General features: G+C 58.1%; 6 protein-coding genes. 1 reads left to right on the top strand and 5 read right to left on the bottom strand.

Annotation, left to right across the window (positions count from 1 at the left end; genetic code table 11):
- From AMM33_RS04775 to AMM33_RS21770, 4 genes are all read right to left on the bottom strand, one after another.
- Positions 1 to 1,464, bottom strand: a 1,464-nt coding sequence (locus AMM33_RS04775; protein WP_194945245.1) for a hemagglutinin repeat-containing protein, incomplete at its 3' end; no start/stop codon positions are given.
- A gap of 201 nt (positions 1,465 to 1,665) precedes the next feature.
- Positions 1,666 to 2,004 carry a hypothetical protein gene (locus AMM33_RS04765; protein ID WP_090139246.1) on the bottom strand — a complete coding sequence of 113 codons (339 nt, stop codon included), beginning with the start codon at positions 2,002 to 2,004 and terminating at the stop codon, positions 1,666 to 1,668.
- Positions 2,001 to 5,924, bottom strand: a complete 3,924-nt coding sequence (locus AMM33_RS04760; RefSeq protein WP_090139245.1) for a hemagglutinin repeat-containing protein — start codon at positions 5,922 to 5,924, stop codon at positions 2,001 to 2,003. Before AMM33_RS04760 ends, AMM33_RS04765 begins: the two co-directional genes overlap by 4 nt.
- A 4-nt stretch (positions 5,925 to 5,928) precedes the next feature.
- Entirely contained in the window at positions 5,929 to 6,246 is a 318-nt protein-coding gene (locus AMM33_RS21770) for a hypothetical protein (RefSeq protein ID WP_228767964.1), read from the bottom strand.
- A gap of 212 nt (positions 6,247 to 6,458) precedes the next feature.
- Here AMM33_RS21770 and AMM33_RS04755 point away from each other — a divergent pair, with 212 nt between their 5' ends.
- A complete protein-coding gene (locus AMM33_RS04755) occupies positions 6,459 to 7,694 on the top strand; it encodes an ISL3 family transposase (RefSeq protein ID WP_090139244.1) in 1,236 nt (411 codons plus the stop codon).
- Here the strand turns inward: AMM33_RS04755 and AMM33_RS04750 are convergent.
- Complete coding sequence (locus tag AMM33_RS04750; protein ID WP_090139243.1) at positions 7,666 to 8,838, bottom strand: vWA domain-containing protein; 1,173 nt, start codon at positions 8,836 to 8,838, stop codon at positions 7,666 to 7,668. The genes AMM33_RS04755 and AMM33_RS04750 overlap by 29 nt on opposite strands.

Here is an 8,838-nt window from a genome sequence, read left to right as displayed (position 1 = left end):
TTTCCCCGCCACGCCACTGATGCCCGCCGTGGTCGTGCTTTGGGCTGAGCCCTTGTCACTGCCCACACCCACGCCGCTCATGCCCGCACTGGCGCTCTTGCCGGGCAGGGTGCCTGCGCCTATGCCCACACTCACGCTGTTGGCGCTGTAGCTGGCACTGTTGTTGAGGTCGGTGGTGGTGGTGCCTTGCTTGGCTTCGTAGCTGTTTTTGTTGTTGTCGATGGCCGCTTGGGTGCTGGTGATTTGGCCGCCCGTCAGGGTGGTCTTGCCTTGCACGTTGACTTGGAAGCCGCCGTCGCCTGCGCGGATGGCGCTTTGCTCGCCCACGCTCAGGTAGTCGCTGTTGATGCTGCTCTTGGCCAGATTCACGCTGCCGCTGTAGCCCGCGCCCACCATGACCGAGCCGCCTGCGCTCTTGCTGCTTTCTTTGTATTGGCTCTTGTCTTGCAGGCTTTCTATGTTGAGGTTGCCGCCCACATCAGCCCTGACTTGCTCACCCTTGACCACTGCACCTTTGAGGTTGGTTTCACCGCCTGATTCAATGTTGACCGTGTTGCCCGCCACCTGGCTGTTGGTGTAAGTGACGCCGTTGCCCGCGCCTTGGCCTGTGGCTTTGCTGGCACTGGCCGTGAAGCCGCCACCGCCACCGCCTGCGCCCAGCTGCATGGCTAAGCCAATGCTGCCGCTCTTGCTTTGGTTGCTGCTGCTCTCGCTGGTGGTGTTTTGCGCGGCCAGCAAGTTCACTTGGTCGTCGGCTTTGAGGGTGACGGTTTTACCGGCTTGGACCTTGCTGCCTTGCACGGTGATGTCGCTGTCTTTGCCAGCGCCTGTGGCCGTGATGGTCACGTTGCCGCCTGCGTTGACCTTGCTGCCCTTGGCGCTGTCGGCGCTGCTTTGTTGTTTGGACTGGCTGCTGCTGGCACTGATGCCAATGCCGCCTGCTTTGTCTGCGGCATTGCCGCCTTCTTTGGCTTGGCCTGCAGCTATCGCGTCTGCGCCTTGCTTGAGGTTGAATGCCGCGTTGACCCCAGCCAGCGCTTGCATACGGGTGACGTCTTGGCTGACCAGCCAGACCATGTCGCTGGTCAGCTGGGCCATTTGCGCATTGCTCAGGGCAATGCCGGGGCGCAGGTTCCATTGCTGGGCGTAGGTCAGGCCGCTGTTCATGAGGGCCATGTACTCTTGTTCGTCGCTGGCGTAGTTGCCCAAAAACCGTTGCCCGGTGAGCAGTGCCACTTGTTCGCGGATGAGCTTTTGTTCATAGAAGCCGTCGCCCAAGCGCTTTTGGGTGTCGCCGGGGTTCAGGTGCAGGCTTTGCAGCATGTGCGGCACTGGCACACCTGCTGGCCTGCGCACACGCCGAGTCCCTGAACATCCACCACCACTGCTGCGGACGTTTTCTGCAACAGCCATCATGCAGCCACGTGATTGGTTAAAGATCAAGCGGTGGGTTTGGGGGTTCATGGCGCAACCATACTTGTAAACACTGTGGGAGATGTACCGGTTTTCGGTGTGATGGAGAAGCCCTCAAACCCCAGTTGCGCACCACGAACGCTTCGTTCTGCTGGCAAGCCCAGGCGTCGCTTGTCGGCTTGTTGGCGATTCATCAAAAAGATTGTTGACAAGGAAGCGGTAACCTGTAAGGGCTGCGACTTGTTTGACCGGTCAGGAGCCATCAACCACTCCGTCATTTTCCATGACGTTGTATGGAAAGCCATTAATTGCCAACAGAAACTTACTCAATAGTCCTGTACCTTCAAAACGGCTCCACTCCTGCAGATTGGTTTCAAAATCCCAATAGTTCATGTTTGGTACCTCCAGTGGTTTATCGATTTGCTTTTCTTTGGCAAGCCTTAGTGCGTCAGCAAAGGGGGGGTACTGAGAAAATCTATCAAGGTCTTTGAACTTGTTTCTATCGGCTGCAATCCGCCGCTCTAGCGCGAATGCAATCTTCTGGAATTGGTTTTTGTCTTCTTCGCAGAAAACAATATCAGGCCAGCTCATTTGTTACCTCCAATCGTACCAATCGGTTTTGGCTCCGTCCACAACGAACGGTTGGGGACGATGGTTTGTTGTGCCCCACCCACCGCTGTGTATGCGCCTTGTTCCACAGGCGCGACGGTGCTGGTAAACACCTTGGGAGCACTGCCCGGTTTTGGCGTGATGGCGAAGGCCTCAAACCCCAGTTGCGCACCTCGAACGCTTTGTTCTGCTGGTAGTCCCAGGCGCTGACCAATTTCTGTAGGACTGAGTTTGCTCAATGCGTCGTACTCTGATCGGGTCATGAAATAGGGTGAAAACGCACCAACACCGTCACTGCCTGCAACATTTTTCGGCACCACCTTGATCAACTCTTCGTTGCCCGAGACGGTCCGAACAACAGGTAAAGAATCACCCGTTTGCAGCACACCCCTTGAATAGCGGATCGCTTCCTCTGCCGGAACCCCCGCCGCCTGATACTCAGCCATCAGCGCTCTAGCTTGTGGCGTTTGCATCACCTCTGGCGTGACATTCATGCCTTTAGCACCAAACTTGCTGATGTCCTCGTAAGACAATCTGGCTGCTGCGCTATTACCCGCTTGCGATGCCGTCGCTGCATTCACCACACTCCCGGCTTTGGCTGCTGCACCAATGCCCAGCGCTGCCTCGGCATAACCTGCTGCTTCAGGACTCAGGCCCAATGCCTGCAATGTGTTGTTCAGTGCTGTGTTTTCAGGCTGACCCGACAACAGCTGTTTAGCCCCAGTCAATGCCGCGTCGGCACTGAATGTGACTGCCGCCGCATTGGCCACACAACCAATGCCCGTGGCACAACTGGCAGGCGCAGTTACTGCGCTGGCTGCCACGCCTAAGCCACCCAATACGGCTTGTCCCGCGCCTGCTGCTCGCGTGGTGATCTGATAGGTGTTGTTCAGTTGTTTGGCGGCGTCGATGTTTTTGTCACTGAGCACACCTTGTGTGCTGTAGTTGAACATGCCTTGCTGCGCCTGCAACTGCTGTCGCTCTGCGGCCATGGCATCACTGCTGCCCGCTGTCGCCATAGCTTTGAGCGCGTAGTAAGTCGCACTGCCTTCCGGATACTCGGCATAGCACTGCACAAGCGCACAGGCTGCTGCGGTCAGTCGTGCTTCTTTTTGTGGATCGCCTTTAGCCAAGTCTTTGATACGTTGCTTCTCACTCGGATGCAACTGCCGATTGTTCATGTCCGAATTGAACGCCGTGGCCGCCCCGGCTGTCGTGCCCCCACTGGCCGCTGCACCAATCGCTGCAGCTGTGGTGCCACCGGCCAGGCTGGAGATGACGTTCGCCGCACTGTCGCCCAAGCCTGCATTTTTGATCGCGGTTTTGAGTTGGCCTTGCAGTTGGTCAATCGTGGGCGCTGCGGCGCTGGCGGCTCCTGCCCCTGCAGCTCCTGCAAGGCCACCCGTCAGACCACCAACGGCGGTGTGCATCGCCACGCGATAGGCGCCGCCTTCTTCCCACTTGGCCGCTTCGGCTTGCAAGGCCGCTTTCTTGCCGGGGTCGGTTTCGGCGTTGGCCTTGCGGCTCAGGTCTTTGAGCTGGTTGCCCGCATAGTCCCCCACCGCCTTGCTCGCCTGCTTGCCAAACTCACTGGTGATCGCCACTTGTGCGGCCACTTCCTTTTGAACCTGATCTTTGTTGAAGATCGGCGCAATGCTGGTGCTCTTGTCTCCGGTGCGTGCGGCAGTGTTGCCCGCCTCGCCGCTGATGCCCGCCGTGGTCGTTGAGCTGGCACTGCCCTTGTCGCTGCCCACACCCACACCGCTCATGCCCGCACTGGCGCTCTTGCCGGGTTGTGCTCCTGCGCCTATGCCCACACTCACGCTGTTGGCGCTGTAGCTGGCACTGTTTTGCAAGTCGGTGGTGGTGGTGCCTTGCTTGGCTTCGTAGCTGTTTTTGTTGTTGTCGATGGCCGCTTGCGTGCTCGTGATCTGCCCGCCCGTGAGGGTGGTTTTGTCCTGCACGTTGACTTGGAAGCCGCCGTCGCCTGCGCGGATGGCTGACTGCTCGCCCACGCTCAGGTAGTCGCTGTTGATGCTGCTCTTGGCCAGGTTCACGCTGCCGCTGACACCTGCGCCCACCATGATGGAGCCGCCTGCGCTCTTGCTGCTTTCTTTGTATTGGCTCTTGTCTTGCAGGCTTTCTATGTTGAGGTTGCCCCCCACATCAGCCCTGACTTGCTCACCCTTGACCACTGCGCCTTTGAGGTTGGTGTCACCGCCTGATTCAATGTTGACGCTGTTGCCCGCCACCTGGCTGTTGGTGTAAGTGACGCCGTTGCCCGCGCCTTGGCCTGTGGCTTTGCTGGCACTGGCCGTGAAGCCGCCACCGCCACCGCCTGCGCCCAGCTGCATGGCTAAGCCAATGCTGCCGCTCTTGCTTTGGTTGCTGCTGCTCTCGCTGGTGGTGTTTTGCGCGGCCAGCAAGTTCACTTGGTCGTCGGCTTTGAGGGTGACGGTTTTACCGGCTTGGACCTTGCTGCCTTGCACGGTGATGTCGCTGTCTTGGCCCGCGCCTGTGGCCGTGATGGTCACGTTGCCGCCTGCATTCACCTTGCTGCCCTTGGCGCTGTCGGCGCTGCTTTGTTGTTTGGACTGGCTGCTGCTGGCACTGATGCCAATGCCGCCTGCTTTGTCTGCGGCATTGCCTTCGACCATCTTGCCGTCTGCGTTCTTCACCATGCCATTGGCGTCGCCCTGGCCAGCCTTGATAGCGTCTGCCGCTTGTTTGAAGTTCATGGCCGCGTTGGCCCCGGCCAGGGCTTGCATGCGGCCGCTGCTGGTGTTGCCTGCCGCTTGCAACTCGTTGTTGGCCGTTTGCAGGGCGCTGATCACCGGGCTGGTGATGGCCACCGTCAGGCCGCTTTGCTTGAACTTTTGTTCGGTGCTTTGGCTGCCGGTTTCTCTGGCTTCTTGGATGTCCACTGTCTTCGCAGTGATGTCGATGTTGCCGCTACCGGAGGGGCTGTTCAGTCCTGGCGTGATCACATCACTGCCTGTTTGCGTGTAGGTCTTGCCTGCAGTGATGCTCACGTTACCGCCCGTGCTGCCCACGGTGCTGCCTGCTGCCGTGGTGCTTTGGCCTTGGCTGTCCACGCTTTGCATTTGCTTGCCAAGGGTCACGCTCAGGCCGCCTCCGCTCAAGAGACCGGACTTGGTGGTTTGGCTGAAACTGCTTTGATTTTGCGTGTTTTGCGCAGCTTCAATGTTCACGTTGCCACCGGCATTGAGCTGAACGTTCTGGTCGGCCAGCACGTTGGAGCCTTTGACGGTGAGGTCTTGCCCTGCGGTGATGCTCACGCTGTTGCCTTCAAAGCTGGAGCCCAGGGCGGTGGTGCTGGCGCTCTTGATTTGGGTGGTGGTGGTCGTGCTCGACAGCACGCCTTTGTTGGTGCTCTTGCGCGCTTCGTCAAAGGTTTCGCTGGCCTCGCCTGCGCTGATGTTGACCTTGCCCGCTGTCAGGCTCAGCTTGCCTTCGGCGTTGATCTGGCTGCCCACGTCTTGGCTGTTGCATTGGCGCAGGTGGTTGTTGGCGTCCCAGTTGAGGCTTTGGCTGCTGCCGGTGGTCACGTTGCTCAGGTTCAGGTTGTTGCCTGTGCTGAGTTTGGTCTCGCCCGTGCCTGCATTGCTCACGGCCGCCGCCGTCAGGTTCAGGTCTCGCCCGGCGCTGGCCACCAAGGCCCCGGCCTGGCCCTTGACGTAGAGCCCCGCCACGCGGTCGATGCCGGTGTTGCTCAAGGTGTTGGCACCTGTGTTGGTGGTGGTGCTCTGGGTGGTGGTGACCACGTTCAGGTCACGCCCTGCATTGACGTCGAGCTTGCTTAGGGCCTCAAACGTTCCGCCCAAGTTGTTGATGTTCTTGGCGTTGATCTCCATCACGTTGCGCCCCGCGATGATCCGCATCACATCAGTCCTGCGCCCATTTGTGATCAGACATCAATGGAGCACCGCACTTGCTGCACTTTCTTGGGAACAGCAATACACCCGATGTCCCTGCCTGACTGCTCTTTGGTGGATCACCGCACCGAGGACATCGATAGGTGTAAATGACTAACAACGCCGATACATACGCAACAGCAAAATTAAAAAATTCATAGCCCTTCGGAAATATCCTAGTCGCGTCATCTCTGATCTCCAAAACAAAGCATACAAATAACATCACCAGCGCTAAACGGATCAACCGCCGCCGGGCTTTGAACGCCAACGAGGTTTCTGAATCGGTCAAATCAGGATTCTTGAAAAAATAGGACTTCATTTGTTTGCATCCGGCGGAGCTTTAACGGAAATTTCAAGAACATTGACCTTGATCTCACCTTGAATTTTCGGGAGAACTGGAGACACCGTGAGGTTGCCAACAGAACCATCCTTAAAAGGGGTTCTCTTGAAATTTGAGTGGGTAAGCTTCTGCCATATTGATCAACTTTTGAGCGTGAATTGATGACTGCCAAGCTGTTTGAATCTGCCCTGGGCATCACTGACCCGTGGTGCGTTGCCTCGGTTGAGTTCGACGAAGGTGCCAAGACCTTGACGATATTGATTGACTTCAAAGTCGGCAGTCGCTTTGCAGTCTCGGGTCACGATGGGCTGCATGGTGTGCACGACACGGTGGCCAAGACGTATCGGCACCTGAACTTCTTTCAACACGAGTGCCATCTGCAAGTTCGCACGCCTCGCGTGAAACTTCCCAACGGTTCGGTGCGGTTGGTCGAGCCTGATTTTGCCGGGCGACTTAATGGCTTCACCTTGCTGTTTGAAGCCTTCATTCTGATGCTGTCTGGCCAGATGCCATTTGCCGCCGTCTCGCGTCTTGTCGGGGAGTCGCCGCACAAGGTTCTGGCCGTGTGCGAAAAGTATGTTGAGATGGCCTGTGGCTTGGCAGATCACTCGGATGTCACGGCACTGGCGATTGATGAGACTTCGCGTGCCAGGGGACACAGCTACGTCACGCTGGCCGCTGATGCCGTTGCCAGGCGCGTGTTGTTTGTAACCGAAGGGCGCGATGCTAAAACCATCAAGGAACTGGCGTCCTACCTGGAAGACCATGGCTGCCCGTGCGAAAACATCATCCAGACCAGCATCGACATGTCGCCCGCCTTCATCTCGGGGGTTACCCAGCATTTGCCCAACGCCCGGATCACGTTTGACAAGTTTCACATCATCGGTCACGCAAGCACTGCAGTGGACAAGATGCGCCGGATCGAGCASAAGACCGACAAGTCTCTCAAGGGCATGCGCTGGACTTTGCTCAAAGACACAGCCAAGCTCAAACCGGAGGCGGCAGCTGAACTGGATGCGTTGATGGCCAAGATGACCGTCAAACGCACGGCCAGGGCGTGGTCCTACAAAGAGCAGTTGCGTGAGATCCTTGATCGAAAGCAGATCAACGTTGTGCGAACCATGCTGGATCACTGGTGCACATGCGTGATGCGCTCCAAGGTCGAACCGATGAAGGACGTTGCCAAGATGATCCGCGCTCATATGGAAGGCATCGTGGCCTGGGCGCAGACACGCCAGACCAACGGATTCCTCGAAGCCATCAACGGTTTGTTCCAGGCATCCAAGCGTCGTGCGCGTGGGTTTACGCGAATCACAACGATCAAGACTGTCATCTTCTTGATCGCCGGGAGACTCGACTTCCACGCTATCAATCCTCATGCTGGGCAACCCACTTGAAATTCATCAGAGCCTCAAGTTTGCTGAGATTGTGAACAGCCAGCATGCCATCTGCGTGTTGATGCAAGACTTGAGCACCGCTGGCCAGCGGCGCGTAGCCATCAAAGCGCAAGAGGGGATTGAGCCAAAACAGTTGGCGGCAATGCCTTTTGAGCCACTGCACTTCAGACTGCAATTGTTCAGGTGCGCCTGTGTCCAAGCCATCGCTGATGAGCAGCACCATGGTTCTGCGCCCGACCAGACACCGCGCATGACGCTCGCGCAAAGTGGTCAAGGACGCGCCCAAGCGGGTGCCACCGGCGAAATCAGAGATCCGTGTGTTGGCCTCCTCCAGCATGCGATCGGTGTCTTTGTGCTTGAAAGCAGGACGCAGGTCCGACAGGTCAGTGCCAAAGGCAAAAACAGAGCGCGGGTGAGCCCGGGTGGCCTGGTGCAAGAAGGCCAAAAGCAATCGGGCATAGCGTTCCATCGATCCCGAAATGTCGACCAGCACCAGCAAGGGCAAAACCTGCGGGCGACGCGCCCGTTGAGGCAGCCACAACAATTCCCCCTCTGAGCGACCTGCTTGCTGCATGGCGGCAGGCCAATGTGGGCGTTGGCCGCGTGTGCCAGCGCGTGTGCGGCGACCGGGCACCGGTGCCAAAGACAAGGGAACGTCGCGAACCAAGCGTTCAATCAGGCGGAACTCGCTGGCGTTCAGTGTCGCGAAATCGGCATGCTTCAGTCGATGGCGGTCACTGGCGGTCATGGCCGCATCCAGTTGGATTTCACTTTCTTGGCGTGGGCCGCCTTCTTTTTTGGGGGTGGCAGCCAAGGCTTCTTGCACCCTGGCTTTGCGTGATGGGGGCTGGCCTTGACGCACCTTGGGCAACATTTGTGCCAACAGTTGCTGGGCCAGTTCGGGGTTTCTGAACAAGGCCGAAAACAACTGGTCAAAGACCTCCATGTCCTGCTGACGATGGATCAAAACCGTGCCAAGTGCTGCGTGCAGATCGTCTTTTCGTTCAAGACCCACGATGCTGGCCGCTTCAATGGCCAGCGCCATGCCTTGGCTGTCAATGGGCACACCCGCTCGCCGCAAGGCCCGACCCAAGCCCACGATGTTCTGAGGCAGTTTGCCACTTCGGGCGTCACCCAGTTTCAT

Origin of the sequence: Limnohabitans sp. DM1 (assembly GCF_001269385.1) — a bacterium.
Taxonomy (GTDB): domain Bacteria; phylum Pseudomonadota; class Gammaproteobacteria; order Burkholderiales; family Burkholderiaceae_C; genus Limnohabitans_A.
Note: the sequence above shows the minus strand (reverse complement) of the source record. Positions and strands in the feature narration are given on the sequence as shown.